The organism is Micromonospora sp. NPDC047467, assembly GCF_040643095.1.
Lineage (GTDB): Bacteria > Actinomycetota > Actinomycetes > Mycobacteriales > Micromonosporaceae > Micromonospora.
In genome coordinates, this window is the sequence record NZ_JBEYTO010000012.1 from 41,691 (window position 1) to 66,730 (window position 25,040).

A 25,040-nucleotide genomic window follows, 5' to 3' on the forward strand; every position below is an offset into this window, starting at 1 on the left:
CCCCACCACCCCCACCGCGTCGATCATGAAGTTGGCGGCGGCGGTGTCGGCGTGTCGCGCCGCTAACCTCATGATCAACATGGCCGGGCGGGGCCAGGCCGGGTGGAGGGGGTGGGGTGGGGTGGGGTGGGGTTCAGGCGTTGGTGAGGGCCTGGTCCACCAGGGTCTTGGCTTCCTGTTGGATGCGCGTGAGGTGCTCGGGGCCCTGGAAGGACTCGGCGTAGATCTTGTAGACGTCCTCGGTGCCGGAGGGGCGGGCGGCGAACCAGCCGGAGGTCGTGCTGACCTTGAGACCGCCGATCGGGGCGCCGTTGCCGGGCGCGGTGGTCAGGGTCGCGGTGATCGGCTCACCGGCCAGCTCGGTGGCGGTGACCTGGTCCGGGGAAAGCTTGGCGAGCACGGCCTTCTGCTCGCGGGTGGCCGGGGCGTCGATGCGGGCGTACGCGGGCGCGCCGAACCGGTCGGCCAGCTCCGCCCAGTGCTCGCTCGGGCTGCGCCCGCTGGTGGCCAGGATCTCGGCGGCGAGCAGGCAGAGCAGCAGGCCGTCCTTGTCGGTGGTCCAGGTGGAGCCGTCACGGCGCAGGAACGACGCGCCGGCGCTCTCCTCACCGCCGAAGCCGACCGCGCCGTCGAGCAGCCCCGGCACGAACCACTTGAAGCCGACCGGCACCTCCAGCAGCGGCCGGCCCAGGTCGGCGGCGACCCGGTCGATCATCGACGAGGAGACCAGGGTCTTGCCCACCGCGGCGGCCGGACCCCAGTCGGCGCGGGTACGGAACAGGTGGTCGATCGCCACCGCCAGGAAGTGGTTGGGGTTCATCAGGCCGGCGTCGGGGGTGACGATGCCGTGCCGGTCGGCGTCGGCGTCGTTGCCCGTGGAGATCTGGTAGTCGGCGCGGGCGGCGATCAGCGACGCCATCGCGTTCGGCGAGGAGCAGTCCATCCGGATCTTGCCGTCGCCGTCGAGCGTCATGAACCGCCAGGTCGGGTCGACCGTCGGGTTGATCACGGTCAGGTCCAGCCGGTGCCGCTCGGCGATCTCACCCCAGTACGCCACGCTCGCCCCGCCGAGGGGGTCCGCGCCGATCCGGATGCCCGCGTCACGGATGGCGTCGACGTCGATCACCGCCGGCAGGTCGTCGACGTAGTTGGCGAGGAAGTCGTACTCCCCGGTGGTGTCGGCGACCCTGGCCCGCGCGTAGGTGATCCGGCGGACCTCCTTGAGCCCGGCGGCGAGGATCGCGTTGGCGCGGTCCTGGATCCACCGGGTGACGTCGGTGTCGGCGGGCCCGCCGTTGGTGGGGTTGTACTTGAAGCCCCCGTCGTCCGGCGGGTTGTGCGACGGGGTGATGACGATGCCGTCGGCGAGGCCGCTGGTGCGCCCCCGGTTGTGGGTGAGGATCGCGTGCGACAGCGCTGGCGTCGGGGTGTAACCGTCGCGGCTGTCGACCAGCACGGTGACCCCGTTGGCGGCGAGGACCTCCAGCGCGTCCACCGCGGCCGGCGCGGAGAGCGCGTGGGTGTCCCGAGCCAGGAACAGCGGACCGTCGAGGCCCTGCTCCCGCCGGTAGTCGCAGAGCGCCTGGGTGACCGCGAGGATGTGGTCGGAGTTGAACGCGTTGCGCAGGCTGGAGCCCCGGTGACCGGAGGTGCCGAAGGAGACCTGCTGCGCCGGGTCCGTGGGATCGGGGTGCTCGGCGTAGTAGGCGGTCACCAGGCGCGGCACGTCGACCAGGTCGGCGGGCTGGGCGGGTTGGCCGGCACGGGGATGGGTCACTGCGGGAACCTCCTGGAGCAGGTACGGGTGGTCACAGCTCGACCTTCTGGCCCTTGCCGATCACCACGATGCCGTTGTCGGAGACGGTGTAGCGCTGCCGGTCCTTCTCCAGGTCGACGCCGATCTCGGCGCCCTCTGGGACGAACACGTTCTTGTCCAGGATGGCCCGCCGGACGACCGCGTGCCGGCCGATCTCCACACCCTCCATCAGCACCGAACCGTCGACGTGCGCCCAGGAGTGCACCCGCACCTTCGGCGACACGATCGAGTTCTCCACCAGCGACCCGGAGATCACCACGCCCGGGGAGACCATCGAACCGACCGCCCGGCCGACCCGCTCCCCCCACTGGTGCACGAACTTCGCCGGCGGCCACGGGGGCTGCTCGGTGTAGATCGGCCAGTCGAAGTTGTACATGTTGAAGACGGGGTGCACGTTGATCAGATCCATGTGCGCGTCATAGAACGAGTCGAGCGTCCCGACGTCGCGCCAGTAGCCGCGGTCCCGGTCGGTACTGCCCGGCACCTCGTTGTCGCGGAAGTCGTAGACGTTCGCCTCGCCCCGCGCCACGAGCATCGGGATGATGCTGCCGCCCATGTCGTGCTTGCTGGTCTTGTCCTCCGCGTCGCGCTCGACCGCCTCACACAGCGCCCGGGTGGTGAAGACGTAGTTGCCCATCGAGGCGTAGATCTCGTCGGGCGCGTCCGGCAGGCCGACCGCGTCGGTGGGCTTCTCGCGGAACGCCCGGATGCGCCGGCCGTCCTCGCCGACCTCGATGACGCCGAACTGGTCGGCCGTCGACAGCGGCTGGCGGATGCCGGCGACGGTGACCGCCGCGCCGGACGCGATGTGGTCCTCCACCATCTGCCGGGGGTCCATCCGGTAGATGTGGTCGGCGCCGAAGACGATCACGTAGTCGGGCTGCTCGTCGTTGATGAGGTTGAAGCTCTGGTAGATGGCGTCGGCCGAGCCGGCGAACCACCAGGGGCCGCGACGTTGCTGCGCCGGCACCGGGGTGACGTAGTTGCCGAGCAGCGTCGACATCCGCCAGGTCTTGGTGATGTGCCGGTCGAGGGAGTGGGACTTGTACTGGGTCAGCACGACGATCTTGAGATAGCCGGCGTTGGCCAGGTTGGAGAGGACGAAGTCGACCATGCGGTACATCCCGCCGAACGGGACGGCCGGCTTGGCCCGGTCCGTGGTGAGTGGCATCAGGCGCTTGCCCTCACCACCCGCCAGGACGATCGCGAGCACCTTGGCAGCCATGCCCAGACGCTATCCACCCGCGTCGGACTTCACCACTCGTACGGGGAGTCTTCTGCACTAGGGTGCGAGGTCATGACGGAACCCACCCCGCTGCGCGTCGACCTGCTCACCCGTGAGTACCCGCCGGAGGTCTACGGTGGCGCCGGGGTGCACGTCGAGTACCTGGCCCGGGAGTTGCGCCGCCTCGCCGACGTGCGGGTGCGCTGCTTCGGTCTGCCGCGCACCGAGGCGGGCGTCACCGCGTACCCCGAACCGCCCGGCCTGACCGGCGCGAACGCCGCGCTGCGCACGATGGGCGTGGACCTGGAGATGGCCGCCGGCACGGCCGGCGCCGACGTGGTGCACAGCCACACCTGGTACGCGAACCTGGCCGGACACACCGCGAAGCTGCTGCACGGGGTGCCGCACGTGCTGACCGCGCACAGCCTGGAGCCGCTGCGACCGTGGAAGGCCGAGCAGCTCGGCGGCGGTTACGCGCTCTCCTCCTGGATCGAGCGCACCGCGATGGAGGCCGCCGACGCGATCATCGCGGTGAGCGCCGGCATGCGGCGCGACGTGCTGACCGCCTACCCGCAGGTCGACCCGGACCGGGTCCGGGTGGTCTACAACGGCATCGACACCATCCAGTACGCCCCGGACCAGGGCACCGAGGTGCTCGACCGGCTCGGCGTCGACCCGTCCCGACCCAGCGTGGTCTACGTCGGGCGGATCACCCGGCAGAAGGGGCTGCCCTACCTGCTGCGAGCCGCCCGGGAACTGCCCGCCGACACCCAGCTGGTGCTGCTGGCCGGCGCTCCGGACACGGCCGAGATCGCCGCCGAGGTGCAGGAGTTGGTCGCCGAGCTGCGGGCCAACCGCTCCGGAGTGGTCTGGGTCGCCGAGATGCTGCCCAAGACCGAGGTCATCCAGGTGCTCACCCACGCGACGGTCTTCGCCTGCCCCTCGGTGTACGAGCCCATGGGCATCGTCAACCTGGAGGCGATGGCCTGCGAGACGGCCGTGGTGGCGACCGCCACCGGCGGCATCCCCGAGGTAGTGGCCGACGGTGAGACGGGCCTGCTCGTGCCGATCGAGCAGGCCACCGACGGGTCGGGCACCCCACTGGACCCGGACCGCTTCGTGGCCGACCTGGCGGCGGCGATCAACACTCTGCTGGCCGACCCGGCGAAGACCACCGAGATGGCCCGCGCCGGCCGGCGACGCGCGGTGGAGCACTTCTCCTGGGATGCCATCGCCGCCCGCACCCTCGACATCTACCGGGAGGTCCGCGCCGCCGGCTGACCGGCGGCGGGCGGCGGGCGGGTCGACCTCAGATCGCCGTACCCGGCGGGGATTTGAGCAGCGACGTCGCGTCGGCGGGGTGACCACCGAGCCCGTTCCGAAGCGCGTTGGCCGCGATCCGAATGAGGTCGATGTTGACCCCCGCGGCACCACTCGGGTCATGCACCGTCAATTTCACGTCCAGGCTCACCGCTGTCTCACCCCAGCCCTGCGCCTCAATATTGAGGTGCGCCACCTTCTGCGATTTCAGCTGTGACAGGTAACCCAGTGGGGCCAGCTCGACTTTGTCGTCCGCCGACAACGCATTGAGCTTGGACTGCTTCTTGGTACTGGGGTTCTCCACCAGGTTGCGGAAGTCGTCGGTGCCGCCAAGATTGACCTGGTAGGAACTGACCAGGGCGAGGCCCCGCTCCTCCAGCAGCCGCAGCAACGCGTTGTGCAGCACCGAGGTGCCGAACTGGCTGGCCAGGTCGTCACCGAGCAGTGGCAGGCCGGCCGCCTCGAACGTGCTCATCCAGTGCGGATCGCGGGCTATCGGGTCGGCGGTGGTGTTGATGAAGGCCACGCCAGCCCGGTGAGCGGCGTCGGCGTACGCCCGGGCCGTCTCCGGCCGGCCGCTCGGAGCCGAGTAGAGCAGCACCTCCGCCCCTGCCAGCGCCGCCGCCACCCGACCCACCTCGGTCGCGTCGACAAGACCCCTGGTCACCGGGACATCCGCCCGGGGGAGCTCACAGTCGAGCCGAGGGAAATTGTTGGGCGGCACAAAGATCGCCTCGGTCAGGTCCCTACCGATTTTCTCCTCGGAGGTGGCGAAGGCCGCGACCACGTCGATGTCGTCCACCCCGAGCCCGTCGATCATCGGCCGCCGGATACCCACCAGGCTGCCGGTCTGACGGTAGAGAGCCATTCCCTGCACCAACGCCGACGTGTTGTTTCCGACGCCCACAATCGCAACTCTCGCCCGTTCGATCATGGGCGGGAGGTTACGTCACCTGAGCCGGTCCGCTGGTTCGGTGACCCGCGCGCCGGCAGCACAACCACAGCGCCGGAAAGTGTCGTACACCTGTTCTAGTCTTTGCTGGTGATCGATGCGTTGGCGCAGGCAGAGTCCGCTGTGGCGGCCTGCCTCGACCGCGCCACCTGGGCCGCCGACGAGCAGGACCTCGTCACCGCCCTGGACGTCGCCCACCGCCTGGAGCAACGGGTGGCCGCGATCAAGCTGACGCTCGTGCGCGAGCTGGACGGTCGAGGCACCGCAACCGCGCAAGGCGCGTCCTCGACGGCGGTGTGGTTGCGCGACCGCTTGCGCCTCGGGGTCGGCGCCGCACGCCGTCTGGTCGAGCTCGCCGCGACGCTCGACGCCGCCCCGGTCGGGGTGCGCGACGCGCTGGCCGGCGGGGCCGTCACCGTCGAGCAGGTCCGGGTCATCGCCGAAACGGTCGATACCGTGCAGAGCGTCGCCGGTGCGGCGGCCGCCGACAAGGCTGTCGGCGTCCTCGTCGACTGGGCGGCGCAGTTCGACGCCGCCCTGCTGCGCAGGCTCGGCACGCGGATCCTCGACCACGTCGCCCCGGAGGTCGCCGACGCTGCCGCCCAGGCGGCACTCCGGGCCGAGGAGTCGCGTGCCGCCCGCGACCGGCACGTGACCCTGAGCGAGCAGCCCGACGGGCGGCTGCGCCTCACCGGCAGCCTCGACACCGAAGCCGCCGCCCTGCTGCGCGCTGCCATCGACCCGCTCACCGCACCCGCCGGCCCCGACGACACCCGCACGCCCGGCCAACGCCGCCACGATGCCCTCGCCGACGTGTGCCGCCTCGCCCTGCGCACCGGTGAGTTGCCCGACCACGGCGGTGACCCCACCCAGCTCGTCGTCACCACCACCTACGACATGCTGCGCCAGCACCTCGATACGGGCACCCTCGACACCGGCGGGCACCTCACGCCCGAAGCGGTGCGGCGCCTCGCCTGCGACGCCGCCATCCTGCCCGCCGTGCTCGGCAGCACCGGCCAGGTCCTCGACGTCGGCCGGCAACGCCGCCTCATCACCGGCCCACTGCGACGCGCCCTGGTCCTGCGTGACGGAGGCTGCGCCTTCCCCGGCTGCGACCGCCCGCCACGCTGGTGCGACGCCCACCACATCCAGCACTGGGCCGACGGCGGTGACACCAGCCTGGCCAACGCGGTGCTGCTCTGCGGTCACCATCACCGTCACATCCACCACGGCGACTGGACCGTGCGTCTCGGTGGCGACGGCCATCCCGAGTTCATCCCACCCGCCTGGCTCGACCCGGACCAACTGCCCCGCCGCAACCACTACCACCGGCGCAGATAGCCGGCGACGGGTGTCAGGTGACGCGGAGGGTGGCGGCGAGGTGGGCCAGGCCGGCCGGGGCGTCGGCGGACCGCCACGCGACGGCGACCAGCTTCCGTGTCGCGGGCCGGTCGTGTACCTCGCCGTGGGCGGTGCGTTCCGCTTCGAGCAGGGTCCGGCCCGCCCGGAGCATGTCGCCGACGAGGGCGTACGCGCGGGCCACGTCGAGAAGGTACGCGGCCCGATGCTCGGGCGGCAGCCACCGCCACTCGTCGGTGACTACCAGCCGCTCGTGCCGTACGGTCGCCGCCGCGACGCCGCCGAGAGCCGCCTCGGCCACCACCCGTGCTGCCTCGACCGCCGCAGGGCCGAAACCCCAGCCGCTGCTGGAACCACCGCCACCGAAGCCCCAGCCACCGGAGTCACCGCCAGCAGAACCAGCAGGGCCGTCAGCAGGGCCAGTGGAGCCGCCAGCAGGGCCGCCGTCGAACCCGTCGTGTCGGGCGATCCTCGCTGCCTGGTCGAGCGACCGGGTGGCACCTCGTGCGTCTCCCCCAGCCGCGGCGGCGAAGGCGGCCTGGAGGAGCAACGTCCCGCGCAGCGAGGAGACTGCTGGAGTGCCACCACCGTCCCCGGCCCCCTCGATGCGGTCGGCGGCGACGAGCGCGGCATCCAGGGCCGACCTCCGCCGACCTTGGGACCGTAGCGCCTGGCTCAGCGACACGGTGGCAACGCCGGCGAGCTGTGCGTCATTCGTGGCGAGGGCGACGGCGATCCCGCGATCGGCGGCCAGCCAGGCCAACTCCCCCTGGTCGACCTTCACCAGCACCAGGGCGGTCAACCCGTACACCGAGACCAGCAGAGCGTCGGTCGTAAACCCGGGGCGGGCGGCCTGCGCCTCGCGGGCGGCGTCGAGCAGGTCGGGCAGGACTGCGAGCAGCGTCGGGTACCGGGCATGTCGGTAGCTCTGTTCGGCGTGGGCCAGCCGGGCACGCAGCTCCTCGATGAGCGGTGGTCGGGTCGAGCCCCGCAGGCGGTAGCGAGCCAACGCGGTTCGGATCCCCTCCACCCCGGTAGCGACGGGATCGGGCCGCACCGGCCGGGCGGTCAGCAGGACCTCCAGGTCGATGCGGAGCGTGTCGGCGACCTCCCGAAGGTTGGACACCCGCTCCAGCCGGCGTACCCCGCGCTCCACCTTGTCCACCCAGCTCTTCGACTTGCCGAGACGGTCGGCGAACTGCTGCTGCGTCATGTTGCGCCGCACCCGCCACTGGGCGATTCGGCGACCCACCGGCAGCTCGTTCACCGCGGGCCCGTCCCGCTCACCGCAGGACCCCCAGCACGAACAACACGAGTACGACCACAGCCATCGTGAGGCCGTAGGCGTACTGCCGGCGGGTGAGCGGCGCGCGGGGCGTACGGGGTAGACAGGGCACCCGATCCCCGTCCGGGCATGGAGGCCGGGCACCCGGCACCGGGTACGCGGGCGGCAGCGGCCCGTCCGGCGGACGCTCGTGCACCTGCGCCTCCTCAAGGGCCACGGGAATGGTGGTGATTGGCCATGTGTTCAGGGCGGGGCGGAGCACAGGAACCACCCCGCCCCGGATGGAGGCACTCCGCTGCTGACGAGAGAACCTTCAACCTCAACTTAGAGTGCAGTGAGTACAGAGTCAACACTGCATACAAAGAGTGTCATGTGCAATGGCATGCTCAGAGGGCTGACGAGAGGTGGCCCTGCCATGCCCCGACAACCTGTGTACGAGCAGGTCATCGATGACGTGATCCGCTCGATCCAGTCCGGCGCGCTGCGGCCCGGCGACAAGCTGCCGTCTATCGCCGAGCTCGGCGAGCAGTATCGAGCCAGCGCGACGCCGATCAGGCTGGCCCTACGAATCTTGGATGAGCGGGGCTGGATCGAGGTGCACCAGGGCAAGGGCTCGTTCGTGGCGCCGGAACCGCCCGCCTGACTCCGTTGGGGCCACTCGCGCGGCCTAGATCCACACGACTTCCAGGAAACCGCTGCATCCGGGTCGCACCGATACAGCGGTTTCACTGAATGCGTGTGATCTTGATGGTGGTGGCCGGACGACGGCCTAGCGGCGGTCAGTTGCTCGGCGTGATCAGCGTCAGGGTCGGGAAGTACGTGCGGTATCGCGACCCGTCACGGGTTAGCAGGTTGTATCGGCAGACGGCCGCATGCGCGCCGATGTAGAAGTCGGCCAACGGCGACCGCTTCGCGCCGTCCAGCCTCCGATATCGCGCGTACGCCTTGCCGGCGAGGAAGCCCGCGGGGTACGGAAGCTCCTCGCGAAGGAAGTCCGCGGCAGGCAGCGCCTCGTCCAAATCCTCGATGCGGTCGAAACGGACCGACACCTCGGCGTACACGATCGGGTTGATCACCAGGCTGCCGGCATCGCGAGCCTCGGCGAGAGCAGTGCCGGACCACTCCGCCCACTTGGGGTCATCGGTCAGGATGTCCAGCAGCACATTGGTGTCGACAAGCGTCGTCGTCGCGTCCGGCGAGCGGGACGGCAGGGCGCGGAGCCGATCACTCGCCACGCAGCATCTCCATCAACTCCTCGGTGGACATGTGCTCGGTGTCCTTGGCGCTCCCACGGCCCCGCATGTGACGGACGAGCCGCTGCCCCCGGGTGTCCGCACTGTGAACGCGGACGATGCGCAGAGCACCGCCCTCCTCCACCACATCGACCTCGTCGCCCTCATGAAGGTTGTACTGAGCTCGCAGCGCCGCAGGGATGGTGACCTGACCCTTGCTATTCAACCGCATACCCAACCCCCTGTCACGTATCACACATGATACGCGACACGTCGGAGCATGCGTCACGCTTGACGCCTTCTATCGGCCGCGTCAGGTTGCCAACGTCCGATGCTTGGCCGCGCGCGAGCCGATCTCGCACAGTAGGTTGGCGGGGTGACTGGACGGTTCCCGATCGAAGACGTCTCCCCCGTCGTCTCGTGCGGGCGGTACCCGGCCAAGGCGGTGGTCGACGAGCCGGTCCCGGTGTCGGCCCGCGCCTACCGGGAGGGGCACGACGCGCTGGGATGCAACGTTGTCTGGACCGGTCCGGACGGCGAAACCCGGCCGTTCACCCGGATGCGCCCCGGCGAGCCCGGCCAGGACCGCTGGCACGCCACCATCGCGCCGGACGCCGTCGGTGAGTGGACCTTCTCCGTCGAGGCGTTCCAGGACCCGTATCTGACCTGGCAGAACGCGGTGACCAAGAAGATCGCCGCCGGGCAGGGGCCGGCCGAGCTGGCCAACGACCTGGCCGAGGGCACACGGGTGCTCGCCGCCGCCCGGGGCCTCGTCCCGGCCGCCGACCAAGCCCGGGTCGCCGACGCGCTCACCGCCCTCGCGGACACCGACCTGCCGCTGCCGCAGCGGGTCGACCCGGCGCTCACCCTGGCCGACCTGCTCTGGGAGCACCCGGTGCGGGAGTTGGTCACCGCCGGTGAGACGTACGCGATCTGGGCGGACCGCAAGCGGGCCCTCTACTCGGCCTGGTACGAGTTCTTCCCCCGCTCCGAAGGGGCGGCCGGCGGCCGGTCGGGCACCTTCGCCACGGCGACCGACCGGTTGCCGGGTGTGGCCGCGATGGGCTTCGACGTGCTCTACCTGCCGCCGATCCACCCGATCGGCCGGGTCAACCGCAAGGGCCGCAACAACGCGCTCACCGCCGGGCCGACCGACGTGGGCTCGCCGTGGGCGATCGGCGCCGCCGAGGGCGGCCACGACGCCATCCACCCCGATCTGGGTACGCCGGCAGACTTCCGAGCCTTCATCCAGGCGGCGGCGGCGCAGCGCCTGGAGGTCGCCATGGACCTGGCGTTGCAGTGCGCGCCGGACCACCCGTGGGTCACCGAGCACCCGGAGTGGTTCACCACCCGGGCCGACGGCAGCATCGCGTACGCGGAGAACCCGCCGAAGAAGTACCAGGACATCTACCCGGTGAACTTCGACAACGACCCGGAGGGCATCCGGGCCGAGGTGCTGCGGGTGGTGCTGCACTGGGTGGGTGAGGGCATCCGCATCTTCCGGGTGGACAACCCGCACACCAAGCCGTTCGACTTCTGGCACTGGCTGATCGCCGAGGTGAAGAAGGTCGACCCGGACGTGCTGTTCCTGGCCGAGGCGTTCACCCGGCCCGCGATCATGCACGGCCTGGGCAAGATCGGCTTCACGCAGTCGTACACCTATTTCACCTGGCGCACGACGGCCGCGCAGATGCGGGAGTACTGCGAGGAGCTGGTGGCGTCGGCCGACTACATGCGGCCGAACTTCTGGCCGAACACGCCGGACATCCTGCACGAGTCGTTGCAGCACGGCGGGCCACCGATGTTCAAGATCCGGGCGGTGCTGGCCGCGCTGCTCTCCCCCTCCTGGGGGCTGTACGCGGGCTACGAGCTGTTCGAGCACGTGGCCCGGCCGGGTGCCGAGGAGTACCTGGACAACGAGAAGTACGAGCTGCGGCCCCGCGACTGGGCCGCCGCCGAGGCGCAGGGCCGCTCGCTGGCGCCGTTCCTGACCACCCTCAATCGGGTACGCCGTGACAACCCGGCCCTGCACCAGCTGCGCAACCTGCGCTTCCACGAGATCGACAACCCGGCGCTGCTGTGCTGGTCCAAGCACGACCCGGCGACCGGCAACACGGTGATCGTGGTCTGCTCGTTCGACTCGCGCGAGGTGCAGTGGGGCAACACCACGCTGGACATGCCGGCCCTCGGGTTCGACTGGCACGAGCGGTTCACGGTGCACGACGAGCTGACCGGCACCAGCTACGACTGGGGTCAGCGCAACGCGGTCCGGCTCGACCCGTACCTGCAACCGGCGCACGTGCTGACCGTGCGCCGCCCGGCCCCGCCGGCCGTGCCGCAGCCGACGGGCGCGGAGCCTGCGGACCTCACCGTCGCCGACGTACCGGATGACCTGTCCGGCGGCACCGCCCCAGTGGCCCCGGCCACCGCGCCAGTGAACCCGGCAAGCGTGGCGGCGACGCCGGCCACCGTGGCGTCCCGCGCGGCGGCCCGTGCGGCTGCCACCCGCCCGTCCCGCTCCGCGCCGACCGCTCCCGCACCGAAGGACGCCCGATGGACCAGCTGATCACCGGCGCGACGCACGACCCGCACGCGCTGCTCGGCGCGCACCCCACCGACTCCTCGACCACGATCCGCACGATGCGCCGGGGTGCCGGCGACGTGGTGCTGCTCGTCGGCGACGAGCGGTACCCGATGAAGCGGGTGCACGACGTCGGCGTCTTCGAGGCACAGGTCGAGGGCAACGTGCTCGACTACCGGGTGGAGGTCGACGGCACGGCGCACGACGACCCGTACCGCTACCCGCCGACGCTCGGTGAGCTGGACCTGCACCTCATCGGCGAGGGCCGGCACGAGCGGCTGTGGGACGCGCTCGGCGCCCGGGTGTTCGACGAGGGCGTGGCGTTCAGCGTCTGGGCGCCCAACGCCCGTGGCGTACGGGTGGTCGGCGACTTCACCGGCTGGTCACCGGACGACGGCTGGCCGATGCGCTCGCTCGGCTCCAGCGGCGTGTGGGAGCTGTTCGTGCCCAACGCCCGCGTCGGCGCCCGCTACAAGTACCGGGTGCTCGGCGCCGACGGGCAGTGGCGCGACAAGGCCGACCCCCTCGCCGCGTACGCGGAGGTGCCGCCGGCCACCGCGTCGGTGGTGTACCACTCGACGTACCGGTGGAACGACGCGGACTGGCTGGCCCGGCGGGCCGAGCGGCAGCCGCACCAGGAGCCGATGAGCGTCTACGAGGTGCACCTCGGCTCGTGGCGGCCCGGCCTGGGCTACCGCGAGTTGGCCGAGCAGCTCACCGCGTACGTCACCGAGTTGGGCTTCACGCACGTGGAGTTCCTGCCGGTGATGGAGCACCCGTTCGGCGGTTCCTGGGGCTACCAGGTGACCGGCTACTACGCGCCGACGTCCCGATTCGGCGACCCGGACGAGTTCCGGCACCTCGTCGACGAGCTGCACGCCGCCGGCATCGGCGTGATCCTGGACTGGGTGCCCGCGCACTTCCCCAAGGACGAGTGGGCGCTGGCGCGCTTCGACGGCACCCCGCTCTACGAGCACCCCGACCCGCGCCGGGGCGAGCACCCCGACTGGGGCACGTACGTCTTCGACTTCGGCCGCCGCGAGGTGCGCAACTTCCTGGTCGCCAACGCCCTCTACTGGTGCGACCAGTTCCACGTCGACGGGCTGCGGGTGGACGCGGTCGCGTCGATGCTCTACCTGGACTACTCCCGTAACCACGGCGAGTGGGAGCCCAACAAGTACGGCGGCCGGGAGAATTTGGAGGCCCTCGCGCTCATGCAGGAGGTGAACGCGACGGTCTACAAGCACCACGCCGGCGTCGTCATGATCGCCGAGGAGTCCACCGCCTGGCCGGGCGTCACCCGGCCCACCGCCGACGGCGGGCTGGGCTTCGGGTTCAAGTGGAACATGGGCTGGATGCACGACACCCTGCTCTACACGTCGAAGGACCCGATCTACCGTCAGCACCACCACCACCAGCTCACGTTCTCCCTGGCGTACGCCTGGAGCGAGAACTACGTGCTGCCGATCAGCCACGACGAGGTGGTGCACGGCAAGGGTTCACTGGCCGGCAAGATGCCCGGCGACACGTGGCAGCGGCTGGCAAACGTACGAGTGCTGCTGGCGTACATGTGGGCGCACCCGGGCAAGCAGTTGCTGTTCATGGGCTCCGAGCTGGCCGACGACCGGGAGTGGAGCGAGGAGCGCGGCCTCGACTGGTACCTGCTGCACGACCCCGCCCGCGCGGGCGTGCAACGGCTCGTCGGCGACCTCAACCGGGTCTACCGGGACACCCCGGCGCTCTGGGCGCAGGACACCGAACCGGCCGGGTTCCGCTGGATCGCCGGTGACGACGTCGCCAACAACACCGTTTCGTTCATCCGGATCGCCCCAGACGGTTCGACGCTTGTCTGCGTCGCGAACTTCTCCGCCCAGCCGCTGCACGACTACCGGATCGGGTTGCCGGCCGGCGGGACGTGGACCGAGGTGCTCAACACCGACGCCCACCACTACGGCGGGTCGGGCGTGGGCAACCTGGGCGCGGTGCGGGCCGAGGACGTGCCGTGGCACGGAATGGTGGCGTCCGCGGCCCTCCAGGTCCCCCCGCTGGGTGCCGTCTGGCTGCGCCAGGGCTGACCCGTGCCGCCGCCGACACCGGCCGAACACCCGCTGCTCGACCATGCACTCTCCATCGTGGAGAAAGACGTGCAGGCAGAACTCGGCGATGCCGAAGGACTACGCCTGGTCACCGACAGGGGCGAGGTATTCGTAGCTTTACGTGATGGCCGGTTTCACGGTGACCCGGTCCAGGTTCGGCCCGGGGACACTGCCGCCATGATCATCGCGGTGGTCGCCGAAGCCGCTCAGGACACCGTCATGGGTGTCCTCTGGAAGGCATGGCCAGAGTGCCCCGTGCACCGGACCGTCGCCAGCGTCTATCGCCTACGAGGTGAGTCGCAGGGATCGTCAGCGGCCGAGGTGGGAGACGACGTGAGCTGGCGCTGTTACGGACAGGAGGGAACGCACGCGGTCGCTCCGGTGGGCTCGCTACGCACCGCACGAGAGTCGCCATTCCCCGGAGGCGATTAGCTCACGAGACCCGAGAAGCGCCGATCACTTCTCGGGGGCTTTAAGACTCCAGCGAAGGGTCACCAGATCCACCAGGAGCATGCGAGCGAATCGAATCTGGCGTTCGTGAATGCCTCTGCCAAGCGGGTTGGACGCAAGATAGGCCGCTTGGATCCCCAGCGTCACGATCCCCGTCGTCGCGGAAACAACGAAGACCACGGCAAGTGGGGCTACCACGCCCACCGATACTTCATGGCGGACCAGGTGATAAGCCTGTAGGACCTGAGTCGACGCGATGACGGCGAGCGACAAGAACATCGCCCGCCACGACAGCACGTGCAAGCGGTACGACCTGCGCCTACGGATGTCGTCTCTCTGGTCGCTGAGCATGACTACCTCCCACCGCCGTCGCGTCGGCCGCGCTCGCCCCGGCCCCGGTGATCCAACCGGCGGTCTCAAACCAGGCCGGCGTCGCGCAGTAGTTGCCACAGGCCGGCGCCGTCCGGCGCGGAGAGCCACTTCTGCCCCACCGGTCCCGCCGACGACGCGCCCGCCGGGGCGGGCAGGCTGCCGGCCAGCACCGACTGGGTCGGGGAGAGCCGGCGGATCGCCACCCCGGCGACGTTCTCCGGGTGCGCGGCGGCGAACTCGCGGTAGATCTCCTGGTCGTGCTGGCCGTCGTCGCCGACCAGCAGCCAGCGCACGTCCGGGAACTCCTTGGCCAGCCGGGCCAGGGTGCTGCGCTTGTGTTCCATGCCGCTGCGGAACCAGCGGTCGGCGGTCGGCCCCCAGTCGGTGAGCAGCAGCGGCCCGGCCGGGTAGAGGTGCCGGGACAGGAACCGGGTCAGCGTCGGCGCGACGTTCCACGCGCCTGTGGACAGGTAGAACACCGGGGCGCCGGGGTGCGCGGTGACCAGCCGCTCGTAGAGCACCGCCATGCCCGGCACGGCGTTGCGGGCGTGCTCGTCGAGGACGAACGTGTTCCACGCGGCGAGCAGCGGCCGGGGCAGCGCGGTCACCATCACCGTGTCGTCGATGTCGGAGAGGATGCCGAACTTGACCTCCGGGTCGAGGATCCGCACCGGCGCGTCGACCGGCTCGGCGTCGGGGACGCTGAGCCGGACCGTCCCCCAGCCAGGTGGCAGGTCGGCCTCGACGAGCGTGTCGACGAAGCCGCTGCGGTCAGCCTGCGTCTCGTGCCGCACCCCGCCGGCCTCGATGTGCACGGTGACGTGCTTGGCGGGCAGCGTGGTAAAGCTGCGCCAGCCGCGGACCTTGTCCAGGCGGCCCCGCTGGCGGGTGTCGGGGCGGCCCAGCAACACCCGGCACATCACCCGCACCCAACCGGGGCGGCCGTAACCGGCGTACGCGACGATGTTCATCCGCCAGCCGGTGCGCCGCAACCGACGCTCCACGAGCTGGTGCACGGCGTCCTCGATCCGCGCGGCCCGGTGCAGGTTCGGCACGGCCAGCTGGCCGGCGGGAGTGGGTGGCACCCGCCAACCCTGCCACACGTCGACAATCGCGGCCACGCGAGCCGGCCCGGCTCTGCTGATCCACCTCGACGGCCCCGCCAAACGTGAAACACTCCGTCGGAGCGACGACGGGGGCGTGGTCGTGACACATCCAGAGCAGCACCGTGGGCGGTGGCGTCCGCGACTCGACCGGCCGGCGCTCGTGGCGCTGCTGTTCGGGCTGATCGGCGTCGGGTACCGGCTGGTCCTCACGCTGTACACCGTGCCGGCGTCGAACAGCGACGAGGCGACCTTCGGGCTGGCCGCGCTGCACATCGGGCAGGGTCGGGAACGGCCCGTCTTCCTCTACGGCCAGCACTACATGGGCATGCTGGAGTCGTACCTGGCCGCGCCGTTGCTCGCGGTGACCGGGCCGAGCTGGCCGGTGCTGCGGCTGCCGATGGTCGCCCTGTACGCGGTCTTCCTCTACCTGATCTACCGGCTCACCCGGCGGATCTACACGCCCTGGTTGGCCGTCCTCGTCGTCGGCCTGCTGGCGCTCGGGCCCGAACGGGTGGTACGCGACCAACTCACCGTCGTCGGCGGACGGCCGGAGGTGAAGCCGGCCGTGCTGCTGATGCTGCTGATCACCGTGGGGCTGGCCGCCGGGACGGTACGCCACCGCCGGCTCGCCGTCGCGCTGTTCGGCCTCCTCGTCGGGCTGGCCGTCTGGTCGGACTGGCTGATCCTGCCGTACCTGGCGGTGGCCGGGCTGGCGCTGGTCTGGGCGGTGCGGCGGGAACTTCTCGGCTGGGCCGGCCTGCTGCTGGTGGCGGGCTTCGCCGTCGGCGTGGCACCGATGATCTGGGACAACCTGCGCGCCGGGCCGGGCGAGGACTCCCTGTCGGTGTTCCAGGAGGTCAGCACCAAGGCCGGCCCGCTGCCGCCGTGGTCGGACCGGATCCGGGGCGGCCTGCTGGAGGGGGTGCCGCTGGCGCACGGGCTCTGCCCGGTGGACGGGTGCGGCCGCTGGCAGCAGTGGTTCGGGCTGCTCTACCCGGCGCTGCTGCTGGCCGCCGCCGTGCTGGCGGTGCTCGCGTACCGCCGGGCCGCCGCCACGCCACGCGGCGAGCGGGTCGGGCCGGTGGTGCACCTCGCGCTGGTCGTCGGCGCGGCGTTGACAGTGCTGTCGTACGTGCGCAGCCCGCTCGCCGCCACCAGCCCGCTGGACAACGCCCGCTACCTGTCGGTGCTGCAACTGTCGCTGCCGGCGGTGCTCTGGCCGCTCTGGGTGGCGGCGGTCGCCTGCTGGCGGGGCACGGTGGGCGCGCTCGGCCGGCTCACCGGCGCGCTTGCCACCGCCGTGCTGGCCGCGCTCACCGCGACCACGCTGGTGATCACCGTGCTCTTCGCGACAAGCGGCGTCGCGGCGCCACGGACCGAGGAACGCCAGGCCCGGGAGTTGGCCGCCGCGCTGCGCGCCCACGGCCCCCACGAGGTGTACGGGGACTACTGGACCTGCAACCGGCTGGTCTTCAACACCGACGAGACGGTGGTCTGCGGGGTGCTCGACGGCGACCTGTCCCCCGGGCAGAACCGCTACCGGCCGTACTGGCGGCAGGTCGGGCGAGCCGAGCGGCCGGGCTACGTGGTGGAGGTCGACTCGCCGATGGACCGGCGGCTGCGCCGGCTGCTCGCCGACCGGCCCGACGCCGCCCCGGTGCGGGAGGTTGGCGGGTATCGCGTGTACCACCCCGACACCCCGGTCCGGCCCTGGCGGTAACGGCGGGTCGTACGCTGGCCGGGCCGGCGCGTGAGGCGCCGTACCGCCCGTCGAGGAGACCCGATGCTCATCCTGCTGCCACCCTCGGAGGGCAAGGCCGACGCCGGCACCGGACGACGGTGGACCCCGGACAAGCTCTCACTGCCGGAGCTGAACCCGGCCCGCGAGCGGGTCCTCGACGCGCTGGTGACACTCAGCGCCGGCCCGGACGAGGAGGCGGCGCGGGCCGCCCTCGGGCTCAGCGAGGGCCAGCGCGGCGAACTGCGCCGCAACGCCCGACTGCGGGCGGCGGCCACCGCCCCGGCCGCGCGGATCTACACCGGGGTGCTCTACGAGGCGCTGGACCTGGCGTCGCTGCCGTCCGAGGCGCAGCGGGCGGCACGCCGCTCGATCCTCATCAGCTCCGGACTGTGGGGCGCGGTACGCCTCGCCGACCGGATCCCGCCGTACCGCTGCCCGATCGGCGCGCGGCTGCCGGACGTCGGGGCGCTGTCGACGTACTGGCGTGGGGAGCTGGCGCCGGTCCTGGCCGGCGCGGCCGGCAGAGGCCCGGTGCTGGACCTGCGCTCCGGGGCGTACGCGGCCACCTGGACGCCGCGCGGGGAACTGGCCGAGCGGACGGTGACCGTGCGGGTGCTGCACGAGCGCGACGTCGACGGCGTGCCGGTCCGTTCGGTGGTGAGCCACTTCAACAAGGCCACCAAGGGGCGGTTGGTCCGTGACCTGCTGCTCGCCGGGGCCCGGCCGCGAACCGCCACGGAACTGGTCGACGTGTTGCGCGAACTGAAGTACACGGTCGAGGAGGAAACCCCCGCCGCCGGTCGTATCCGGCAGGTAGATCTGGTGGTCAGCGACCTGTAGGCGCGCTCTGCCGCAAGATTTCCTCAAGGCTGGGCGGGAGGCGTTCCGCAACGGCCACGCAGAGGCGACGGTAGGGGAACCCAGACTCCGACAAGGGAGCCCTCCGTTGGCCCGCGATCCCGCCCTGCTCGACCGGCCCCGCCCTCCAGCGACCCCACCCCCGCTGGACTGGCTGACCCTGGGCGACGCGTTCGAGGCCGCCTGCCTGCTGCGCTGTACGGCGGCGCCGACCCCCACGCGGCCGAGCGTGGCACTCGGGTCGCACTCGCCGGGGGTGGAGTTCAACCGGGAGGACGCCGCGCAGCGGATGCGGCAACTGCTCGCCCGACTCGACATCCCGGTTACCCAGGAGGTGGCGGTCGGCGGTCTGCGCCGCCGCTACGAACTGCACCGACTCTGGGTGCCCCCGGAGCACCGGGGGACGTACACCCGGATGATGAACGCCGGTTGGTGGCAGGGTCGTCGGGAACTGCTCGGCGGTCCCCTGCCGGGCGCCTCGCCGGCCCGCCGGCGATGGGTGTCCCGGCTCGCGGCGGCAGCGTGGCGGTCGGCGCTGCTGGCCGGCGGGCGGCACGTCCGGCGGCACATCCTCGGTGTCCGGATCACCGACCGGGAGTTGGCCGCCGTGCTGATCCGTGGCGCGACCGTGTTGGACGTGCCGGCCGAGCTCCGCCCGGGCACCGGTTGCTTCCTCGTGAGCGTGGCCGACGGTCCGGACCGGGACCGCATCCTGCGGAGCGCATCGATGGAGTCGGCACGCGGCACGGTGCTGGAACCGGCCCACCAGGCTGGCTGAGCGAGGTTCGCGCCGCGCGGCGCGACGGCCCACGGCCGAGACGAGCTTGCGCACCGCCACTCCGACAGCGCACAGTGCACCGCGTGAGTCGTACCTCGTCGGGCCGGTTCGGTCAGCACCGTGCCAGCGCGGCCGCGCTGATGCTGGTCGCGGCCCTCCTCACCGCCGGCTGCCGGGACGCCCGGGCCGAGCCGGTGGTGATCCGGATCGCCACGGGCAGTCCCACCGCCGTCTACTACGCGTTCGGGCAGTCCCTGGCGGCCATCCTCAACCGGGAACTGCCCGGGGTACGCGCCAGCGTGGTGGTCACCGCCGCCTCGGCGGAGAACGTGCGCCTGGTCGGCTCCGGTGCGGCCGAGCTGGGCTTCACCCAGGCCGACGTGCTGCCCGCCAGCACGACGGCTGTCCAGACGGTGGACGCGGTCGCTCGGGTGTACGACGACCAACTGCACCTGGTCGCGATCGGCGGCGGGCCAATCCGCACTATCGACGATCTGCGCGGCCGGCGGGTCTCGGTGGGCGCGCCCGGCTCCGGCACCGAGATCACCGCCACCCGGCTGCTGGACGTGGCCCAGCTCGGCAGGGACGAGGTACACCGGGCGCGGCTCGGGTTGGACGACTCGGTGGCCGCGCTGCTCTCCGGGCGCATCGACGCGTTCTTCTTCTCCGGCGGCCTGCCGGTCCTCGCCATCGAGGAGCTGACCCTGCAGAGCGCCACCCGGATCGTGGACCTCGGTGACTGGACCGAGCCGCTGCGCGCCCGCTACGGCCAGGTCTACGTCTCCCGAGACATCCCCCGCTCGGTGTACGGCGTGAGCCCCATGACCACGGTGGCCAATCCGAACTACCTGATCGTCCGGCCCGACCTGCCGGACTCGCTGGTGCGGGACGTGACCCGGCTGCTGATGGAACGGCGGGCCGAGCTGGCCGCGGCGCATCCGGCGGCCGGACGGATGAGCCCCCGGTCGGCGATCGTCACCGCACCGTTGTCGCTGCACCCCGGGGCCGCCGCCTGGTACCGGGCCGCGAAACCCTGACGCCCGGCCGCTACCGCGCCAGGGTGGGCCGCAGGTCGACGGCCCGGTCCTCGTCGTCCACCGGGCCCGCCGCCGCATCGGGTGGGGGCGCCGGGAACCACAGGCCGGCGACCAGCCCGCGCGGCTGTCCGGCGCGCATGGTGAGCCGACCGTCGGACGCGTCCACCAGCACCGCGACGATGGTCAGGCCGAGCCCGGCGCCGTCGACGTTCTGCGCGTCCGGCGCCCGCCAGAACCGCTCGGTGGCCTGACCGAGCTGCCTCTCGGTCATCCCCGGGCCGGTGTCGCGCACCTCCAGGGCCACCCCGTCGTCGTGGCGGGCCACCGTCACCGTCACCGTCGCGCCGGCCCCACTGAACTTCACCGCGTTGTCGATCAGGGCGTCCAGCGCCTGGTCGACGGCGGTCGGCACGGTCCGGGCGTACGCCGGGGCATCGCTCGTGGCGAGCCGCAGCGCGACAGACCGGTGCCGGGCCAGCGGCGCCCACGCCGCCACCCGGGACGCGGCCACCGCGGCGGCATCCACGGTGATCCGCTCGTTCTCCTCACGTTCGGCCCGGGCCAGGGTGAGCAGGGCGTCGAGCACCAGCGCCAGCCGGTCGGTCTCCTCCAACGCCAGCCGGTGCTCGGCGCGCCCGTCCGGGTCGGTGAGGCTGGGCCCCAGCTCCTCCACCCGCAGTCGCAACGCGGTGAGCGGGTTACGCAACTGGTGGCTGGCGTGCGCGACGAACGCCCGCTGCCGGTCCATCACGTCGGACACCACGTCGGCCATGTGGTTGAAGCTCGCCGCGAGCCGACGCAGCTCCGGCGGACCGAGCCGATGCTGCACCCGGGCACCCCGGTCACCCTCGGCGATCTCGTGGGTGACCGCGTCCAGCTCGGTGACCGGGCGCAGCACCCAACCGGCCAGCCCGAACGCCGTCAGCACGCACGCCAGCACGACGAGCAGGCCGGCCAGTGCCAGCAGCAACCACCAGGCGACGACGGCCCGGCGAATGTCGTCGGCCGACGACACGATCACCACCGCGCCGAGCACCTCGCCGCCGTCGTTGATCGGCACCGCCACCACCACCGGGCCGGCCGACCAGGGCCAGACCGACTCGGGGGCGGTGGTCTGCTGTCCGGACAGCGCGGTGTCCAGGACCGCGGCCGTACCGGTGGACTCCCAACTCGTCGAGTCGACCACGATGCCCCGCTCCCGGTCGACGACAGCCGCGCCGATCCCGTACAGCTCGTCGTAGCTGCGCAGCTCGGCCTCGATCGGGCCCGGCACACCGCCGCGCAGCGCCGGCCCGGCCAGCGAGGCGAACCGGGTGGCGTCGGCGAGCCGGTCGGCGCGTACCCGCTCGGTCTCGCTGCTGGCCAGGGTGATCGCGAGTGGGGTCTCCAGCGCGACGAGGACGAGCACCATCAACAGCAGATAGCTGATCACCAGTCGACGGCGCACGACAGCCCCTCACGCATCGCGCAGCCGGTAGCCGACCCCGCGTACGGTCTCCACCAGGCGCGGGTCACCCAGCTTGCCGCGCAGCGACCCGACGTGCACCTCGACGGTGTGCCGGTCGGCCCAGGTGGTGCCCCAGGCGTCGAGGAGGATCCGGTCGCGGGGCACCGCCACGCCGGGCTGCCGGGCCAGCGACAGCAGCACGTCGAACTCCTTGCGGGTCAACGTGACCGCGCGGCCGTCGACAGTCACCATGCGGGCGGCCACGTCGATACGCACCGTTCCCGCCTCGATCAGGTGCCGCTGGGGCGCGGCGTTCGCGGCCCGGCGCAGCACCGCCTCGATCCGCGCCTGCAACTCCACCATCGAGAACGGCTTGACCACGTAGTCGTCGGCGCCCAGGCGCAGGCCGAGCACCCGGTCGCGTTCCTCGCCCCGCGCCGTCACCGCGATGATGCCGAGGTGGCTGCTGCGCCGACGCAGCTCCCGGCACAGGTCGGTGCCGTCCCCGTCGGGCAGGGTCAGGTCGAGCAGCACCAGGTCGCACGGGGCGGCGGAGAGCGCGGCGGCGACGGTGGCCGCGTGCTCGACCTCGTACCCACGGCGGGTGAGAGCGGACGAGAGCGCGGCGGCCACCCGGCGGTCGTCCTCCACCAGCAGGATTCGCACCCGTGCCCCCGTCCGTCGCAGCGTCGTCCTGCGAATGGTGGCAGAAGGGTGTTGCGGGCGGGAGCGCCGCCTCCCGTCGTCTCGGACTACAGACCGAAGACGTCGTCGGCGACGGCGTCCCGGACGCCGTCGGCGAAGCCCCGGAAACCCGGGTCGTCGTGGCGGGCCGGCACGCTTGTGACGTCGACCCCGCTGGCCTGGGTGACCGCGTCGACCAGGGGCGGATAGTCGATCTCCGCGTCGTTGAAGGCGTCGTCGTCCGCCTCGGCGAGATTGATCACATGCTGCACGTCGTCGGACGGGGTGTCCGGGTCCTCGGCCCACTCGCCGCCGGCCCGGTAGCACTCGTCGTACAGTGCGCGCTGGCTGTCGGTCCAGTCGTCGTCGTAGCTCGCCATCGTCCATCCCTCCACGGCCGCTCCACCTGAGCATGCCGGGCCGCGACCGGCGTCGGCGGCGGTACGGCCGAAACGCGTGCCGGTCGACGTAGGCTGCGGAGGTGATCTACAAGCTGTTGCCGACCGTCGAGTGGGACGATGCCCGTGCCGCCGGCAGCTTCACCGGCTCGGCGGTGGACCGGCAGGACGGTTTCATCCACCTCTCCGCCGTCGACCAGGTGGTGGAGACGGCCCGGCGGCACTTCACCGGCGCCACCGGGCTCACCCTGCTCAGCGTCGACGAGCAGTCGCTGGGCGACGCGCTGCGCTGGGAGCCGTCGCGCGGCGGCCAACTGTTCCCGCACGTGTACGGCCCGCTGCCGGTGACGGCGGTGGTGGTGGCGGCGCAGGCGTTGCCGGCGGACACTCCGGTGGCCGACGCGGTGGCCGCCCTGCTCGGCTGACACGACCGCGCCCGGTCCGACGGGTGTCGGGCCGGGCGCGGGTCGGCGCACGCGAGGGTCAGCGGCAGAGGCGGGCGATCTCCTCCTGGAACCGGTCCATCGGGTTGGCCTCGGCGGGGCCGAGCAGGTAGGTCTTCAGCTCCCGGCGAGCGTCGGTCATCGGGTCGTCGCCAGCCCGGGTCACCGTCACGATCTTCTCCAGCTCACCGCAGTCCTTGGAGAGCAGGTACGCGGCCCGAGCCGTCGGGTACTCGCGGCGGAAGTCGTCCTCCGAGAGGCCGGCCGGGTTGGCCACCACGTACGGCCGCTGGCTCTGCACGAAGTCGGAGACCACACTGGACACGTCGCTGATCAGCAGGTCGGTCTGGTTGAAGCAGTCGAACAGCGCCGGCGTACGGCCGGTGACCACTAGATGCGCGGTGCCGTCCAGAGAGGACGCGTCCGTGTTGCCTCCGGCGGCGCGGATGGCCGTCACCAACCGCTCGTGCGCCACCCTGGCCGCCCTGGACCGCGACCCGGTGAGCGGGTGCGGCTTGTAGATCAGGCGCAACCGGGGGTTCGTGGCGAGCAGCCCCTTGACGATCCGCTCACCCATCAGCACCAGCGAGGTGTGGTAGGGGTCGTCGTCGAGCCAGCCCTCCCAGGTGGGGGCGTAGAGCACGGTGAACGGACGATCCACCGACTCGGCGCCGAAGGTGTGCACCCCGGCGAGCTGCGGCCGACCGATCTCGACGATGTCCGAGTCGAGCACACCCACCCCGGCCCGGGCGTAACGCTCCCGGCCGGCCAGACCGGCGACCCAGACCTCGTCGTACACCTTGCTGTAGGGGTTGACGCTGGCCTGCTTGTCGCTGTCACCGTGCCCGACGAAGATGTGCTTCGTGCTCGGCTCGCGGAGCATGTGGATGTTCGCGCCGACGTTGGCGGCGTAGAGCGCCGCGCGGACGCCGCTGAGTTCGAGGTTCATGAAGTCGACCCCGGCCGGTACGCAGATCACCGGCAGCCGGGTGTCGGCCAACTCCAGGAACGCCTCCTTGCTGCGCAGCAGCACCACCGCGCGCTGCTGGAGCGCCTCGGTCGGTGCGAGCCACATGTTCGCCTGGTAGACGTCCTTGGCGGGGCCGGCGAAGTAGAGCGCCACCTCGGGCCGGTAGGTGTCCAGCCACCGCTGAACGGCGGACAGCACCGGGCCCTGCCCCACGCCCTGGCCCCGACCCCGCAGCCAGGTCAGCGCGACGATGGCACCCACCACACCGGTCGCCACGACCGCCACCGCGCCGGCGACGAAGAACGGCGTCGGATCGTGCTGCACGGCAGCGGCCACGGCGGCCGGCACCAGCAGCAGGTTGAGCAGGGGCATCCGGTCCCCGGCGACCGCCGCCGCCCAGGCCGGCGGCTCGGGGGCGGCGCGCAGCGGCCCCAGTTCGATGTTGCGCACCATGGCGGAGAGCGGGTTGCGACGCTCGATCATGGTGGAGAACGCCCCGGCGAAGACCGACACGACCCACACCGCCGCCGGCAGCACCAGCAGCAGGGTCAGCTCACCGCCGCTGAGCCGCACCTCGGCGGCGACCAGCAACACGGCAGCGAGGTCCCGGGTCAGCTGCCGGTACGACCAGTGCAGACCGACCTTCTCCAGGAGCAGCTGCGACGGCGGTGACCAGCGGGCGACGGCGAACTCGCCGATGATGGCGGCCAGGCCGGCGACGGCGAACAGGCCGATCCAGCCGAATACGCCGGCGATGAGCATGACCAGGTAGGCCAGCACCAGCAACGCGCTGTAAGCGGCCACTCCGAGGCGTCCTGTCAACGTGCCGAACAACGAGTTCGCTCCCCTACTAGATCGTTTACGGGCAGGGCCCGAGGTCGTCACGGCAG

Annotated in this window: 23 protein-coding genes; 10 read left to right on the top strand and 13 right to left on the bottom strand. The window is 71.7% G+C overall.

Features of this window, described 5'->3' with window-relative positions:
- Window positions 1–133: 133 nt before the first annotated feature.
- Window positions 134–1,777, bottom strand: a complete 1,644-nt coding sequence (gene pgm / locus ABZ780_RS27555) for a phosphoglucomutase (alpha-D-glucose-1,6-bisphosphate-dependent) (protein WP_357006000.1) — start codon at window positions 1,775–1,777, stop codon at window positions 134–136.
- Between the two features lie 31 nt (window positions 1,778–1,808).
- Window positions 1,809–3,041, bottom strand: a complete 1,233-nt coding sequence (gene glgC / locus ABZ780_RS27560) for a glucose-1-phosphate adenylyltransferase (RefSeq protein WP_357487946.1) — start codon at window positions 3,039–3,041, stop codon at window positions 1,809–1,811.
- Window positions 3,042–3,113: 72 nt separating this feature from the next.
- Here glgC and glgA point away from each other — a divergent pair, with 72 nt between their 5' ends.
- Complete coding sequence (gene glgA, locus ABZ780_RS27565) at window positions 3,114–4,322, top strand: glycogen synthase (protein ID WP_357487947.1); 1,209 nt, start codon at window positions 3,114–3,116, stop codon at window positions 4,320–4,322.
- Between the two features lie 28 nt (window positions 4,323–4,350).
- Here glgA and ABZ780_RS27570 read toward each other — a convergent pair whose 3' ends face one another.
- Complete coding sequence (locus tag ABZ780_RS27570) at window positions 4,351–5,229, bottom strand: inositol-3-phosphate synthase (protein ID WP_357487948.1); 879 nt, start codon at window positions 5,227–5,229, stop codon at window positions 4,351–4,353.
- A gap of 174 nt (window positions 5,230–5,403) precedes the next feature.
- Between ABZ780_RS27570 and ABZ780_RS27575 the strand changes: the two genes are divergently transcribed.
- Window positions 5,404–6,654, top strand: coding sequence for a DUF222 domain-containing protein (locus ABZ780_RS27575; RefSeq protein ID WP_357487949.1), 1,251 nt, complete (start codon window positions 5,404–5,406; stop codon window positions 6,652–6,654).
- A gap of 13 nt (window positions 6,655–6,667) precedes the next feature.
- Here ABZ780_RS27575 and ABZ780_RS27580 read toward each other — a convergent pair whose 3' ends face one another.
- Entirely contained in the window at window positions 6,668–7,924 is a 1,257-nt protein-coding gene (locus tag ABZ780_RS27580; RefSeq protein ID WP_357487950.1) for a helix-turn-helix domain-containing protein, read from the bottom strand.
- Window positions 7,925–7,955: 31 nt separating this feature from the next.
- Window positions 7,956–8,153 carry a hypothetical protein gene (locus ABZ780_RS27585; protein ID WP_357005983.1) on the bottom strand — a complete coding sequence of 66 codons (198 nt, stop codon included), beginning with the start codon at window positions 8,151–8,153 and terminating at the stop codon, window positions 7,956–7,958.
- Between the two features lie 219 nt (window positions 8,154–8,372).
- Between ABZ780_RS27585 and ABZ780_RS27590 the strand changes: the two genes are divergently transcribed.
- Window positions 8,373–8,600, top strand: a complete 228-nt coding sequence (locus ABZ780_RS27590; protein ID WP_357487951.1) for a winged helix-turn-helix domain-containing protein — start codon at window positions 8,373–8,375, stop codon at window positions 8,598–8,600.
- A gap of 136 nt (window positions 8,601–8,736) precedes the next feature.
- On the opposite strand, the gene ABZ780_RS27595 is transcribed toward ABZ780_RS27590, so the two are convergent.
- Together ABZ780_RS27595 and ABZ780_RS27600 are read right to left on the bottom strand one after the other, a co-directional pair.
- Entirely contained in the window at window positions 8,737–9,192 is a 456-nt protein-coding gene (locus ABZ780_RS27595; protein WP_357487952.1) for a type II toxin-antitoxin system VapC family toxin, read from the bottom strand.
- The gene (locus ABZ780_RS27600) at window positions 9,182–9,421 is read right to left on the bottom strand and encodes an AbrB/MazE/SpoVT family DNA-binding domain-containing protein (protein WP_357487953.1); all 240 of its coding nucleotides are present in this window, start codon (window positions 9,419–9,421) and stop codon (window positions 9,182–9,184) included. Before ABZ780_RS27600 ends, ABZ780_RS27595 begins: the two co-directional genes overlap by 11 nt.
- A 144-nt stretch (window positions 9,422–9,565) precedes the next feature.
- Between ABZ780_RS27600 and ABZ780_RS27605 the strand changes: the two genes are divergently transcribed.
- Both ABZ780_RS27605 and glgB read left to right on the top strand, forming a co-directional pair.
- Complete coding sequence (locus tag ABZ780_RS27605; protein ID WP_357487954.1) at window positions 9,566–11,755, top strand: maltotransferase domain-containing protein; 2,190 nt, start codon at window positions 9,566–9,568, stop codon at window positions 11,753–11,755.
- Entirely contained in the window at window positions 11,743–13,845 is a 2,103-nt protein-coding gene (glgB, locus tag ABZ780_RS27610; RefSeq protein ID WP_357487955.1) for a 1,4-alpha-glucan branching protein GlgB, read from the top strand. Before ABZ780_RS27605 ends, glgB begins: the two co-directional genes overlap by 13 nt.
- A gap of 477 nt (window positions 13,846–14,322) precedes the next feature.
- Here glgB and ABZ780_RS27615 read toward each other — a convergent pair whose 3' ends face one another.
- Both ABZ780_RS27615 and ABZ780_RS27620 read right to left on the bottom strand, forming a co-directional pair.
- Entirely contained in the window at window positions 14,323–14,667 is a 345-nt protein-coding gene (locus ABZ780_RS27615) for a hypothetical protein (RefSeq protein ID WP_357005968.1), read from the bottom strand.
- 65 nt (window positions 14,668–14,732) lie between these two features.
- Window positions 14,733–15,854, bottom strand: coding sequence for a phosphatase domain-containing protein (locus tag ABZ780_RS27620; RefSeq protein WP_357487956.1), 1,122 nt, complete (start codon window positions 15,852–15,854; stop codon window positions 14,733–14,735).
- 40 nt (window positions 15,855–15,894) lie between these two features.
- Here ABZ780_RS27620 and ABZ780_RS27625 point away from each other — a divergent pair, with 40 nt between their 5' ends.
- The 4 genes from ABZ780_RS27625 (at window position 15,895) to ABZ780_RS27640 (ending at window position 20,208) form a co-directional block, all read left to right on the top strand.
- A complete protein-coding gene (locus tag ABZ780_RS27625; protein ID WP_357487957.1) occupies window positions 15,895–17,514 on the top strand; it encodes a hypothetical protein in 1,620 nt (539 codons plus the stop codon).
- 63 nt (window positions 17,515–17,577) lie between these two features.
- Window positions 17,578–18,375 (top strand): peroxide stress protein YaaA, encoded by a 798-nt coding sequence (gene yaaA / locus ABZ780_RS27630; protein ID WP_357487958.1) that lies wholly within the window; start codon window positions 17,578–17,580, stop codon window positions 18,373–18,375.
- A 106-nt stretch (window positions 18,376–18,481) separates the two neighbouring features.
- The gene (locus tag ABZ780_RS27635; protein WP_357005958.1) at window positions 18,482–19,171 is read left to right on the top strand and encodes a hypothetical protein; all 690 of its coding nucleotides are present in this window, start codon (window positions 18,482–18,484) and stop codon (window positions 19,169–19,171) included.
- 140 nt (window positions 19,172–19,311) lie between these two features.
- Window positions 19,312–20,208: a TAXI family TRAP transporter solute-binding subunit gene (locus ABZ780_RS27640; RefSeq protein ID WP_357006796.1), complete on the top strand. Its 897-nt coding sequence runs from the start codon at window positions 19,312–19,314 to the stop codon at window positions 20,206–20,208.
- Window positions 20,209–20,218: 10 nt separating this feature from the next.
- On the opposite strand, the gene ABZ780_RS27645 is transcribed toward ABZ780_RS27640, so the two are convergent.
- The 3 genes from ABZ780_RS27645 to ABZ780_RS27655 form a co-directional block, all read right to left on the bottom strand.
- A complete protein-coding gene (locus ABZ780_RS27645) occupies window positions 20,219–21,655 on the bottom strand; it encodes a HAMP domain-containing sensor histidine kinase (RefSeq protein WP_357005955.1) in 1,437 nt (478 codons plus the stop codon).
- Window positions 21,656–21,664: 9 nt separating this feature from the next.
- The gene (locus ABZ780_RS27650; RefSeq protein WP_357487959.1) at window positions 21,665–22,321 is read right to left on the bottom strand and encodes a response regulator transcription factor; all 657 of its coding nucleotides are present in this window, start codon (window positions 22,319–22,321) and stop codon (window positions 21,665–21,667) included.
- An 86-nt stretch (window positions 22,322–22,407) separates the two neighbouring features.
- The gene (locus ABZ780_RS27655) at window positions 22,408–22,719 is read right to left on the bottom strand and encodes a hypothetical protein (protein WP_357005949.1); all 312 of its coding nucleotides are present in this window, start codon (window positions 22,717–22,719) and stop codon (window positions 22,408–22,410) included.
- Window positions 22,720–22,820: 101 nt separating this feature from the next.
- Between ABZ780_RS27655 and ABZ780_RS27660 the strand changes: the two genes are divergently transcribed.
- A complete protein-coding gene (locus ABZ780_RS27660; protein WP_357487960.1) occupies window positions 22,821–23,162 on the top strand; it encodes a DUF952 domain-containing protein in 342 nt (113 codons plus the stop codon).
- Window positions 23,163–23,220: 58 nt separating this feature from the next.
- Here the strand turns inward: ABZ780_RS27660 and ABZ780_RS27665 are convergent, their stop codons facing one another.
- Window positions 23,221–24,984, bottom strand: coding sequence for a CDP-glycerol glycerophosphotransferase family protein (locus ABZ780_RS27665; RefSeq protein WP_357005943.1), 1,764 nt, complete (start codon window positions 24,982–24,984; stop codon window positions 23,221–23,223).
- Between the last annotated feature and the right edge of the window lie 56 nt (window positions 24,985–25,040).

Coding starts and splice junctions, on each gene's coding strand:
- glgC (WP_357487946.1), bottom strand. CDS start 3,041: ATGGCTGCCAAGGTGCTCGCGATCGTCCTGGCGGGTGGTGAGGGCAAG.
- glgA (WP_357487947.1), top strand. CDS start 3,114: ATGACGGAACCCACCCCGCTGCGCGTCGACCTGCTCACCCGTGAGTAC.
- ABZ780_RS27570 (WP_357487948.1), bottom strand. CDS start 5,229: ATGGCTCTCTACCGTCAGACCGGCAGCCTGGTGGGTATCCGGCGGCCG.
- ABZ780_RS27590 (WP_357487951.1), top strand. CDS start 8,373: ATGCCCCGACAACCTGTGTACGAGCAGGTCATCGATGACGTGATCCGC.
- ABZ780_RS27600 (WP_357487953.1), bottom strand. CDS start 9,421: ATGCGGTTGAATAGCAAGGGTCAGGTCACCATCCCTGCGGCGCTGCGA.
- glgB (WP_357487955.1), top strand. CDS start 11,743: ATGGACCAGCTGATCACCGGCGCGACGCACGACCCGCACGCGCTGCTC.
- ABZ780_RS27615 (WP_357005968.1), bottom strand. CDS start 14,667: ATGCTCAGCGACCAGAGAGACGACATCCGTAGGCGCAGGTCGTACCGC.
- yaaA (WP_357487958.1), top strand. CDS start 17,578: ATGCTCATCCTGCTGCCACCCTCGGAGGGCAAGGCCGACGCCGGCACC.
- ABZ780_RS27640 (WP_357006796.1), top strand. CDS start 19,312: ATGCTGGTCGCGGCCCTCCTCACCGCCGGCTGCCGGGACGCCCGGGCC.
- ABZ780_RS27655 (WP_357005949.1), bottom strand. CDS start 22,719: ATGGCGAGCTACGACGACGACTGGACCGACAGCCAGCGCGCACTGTAC.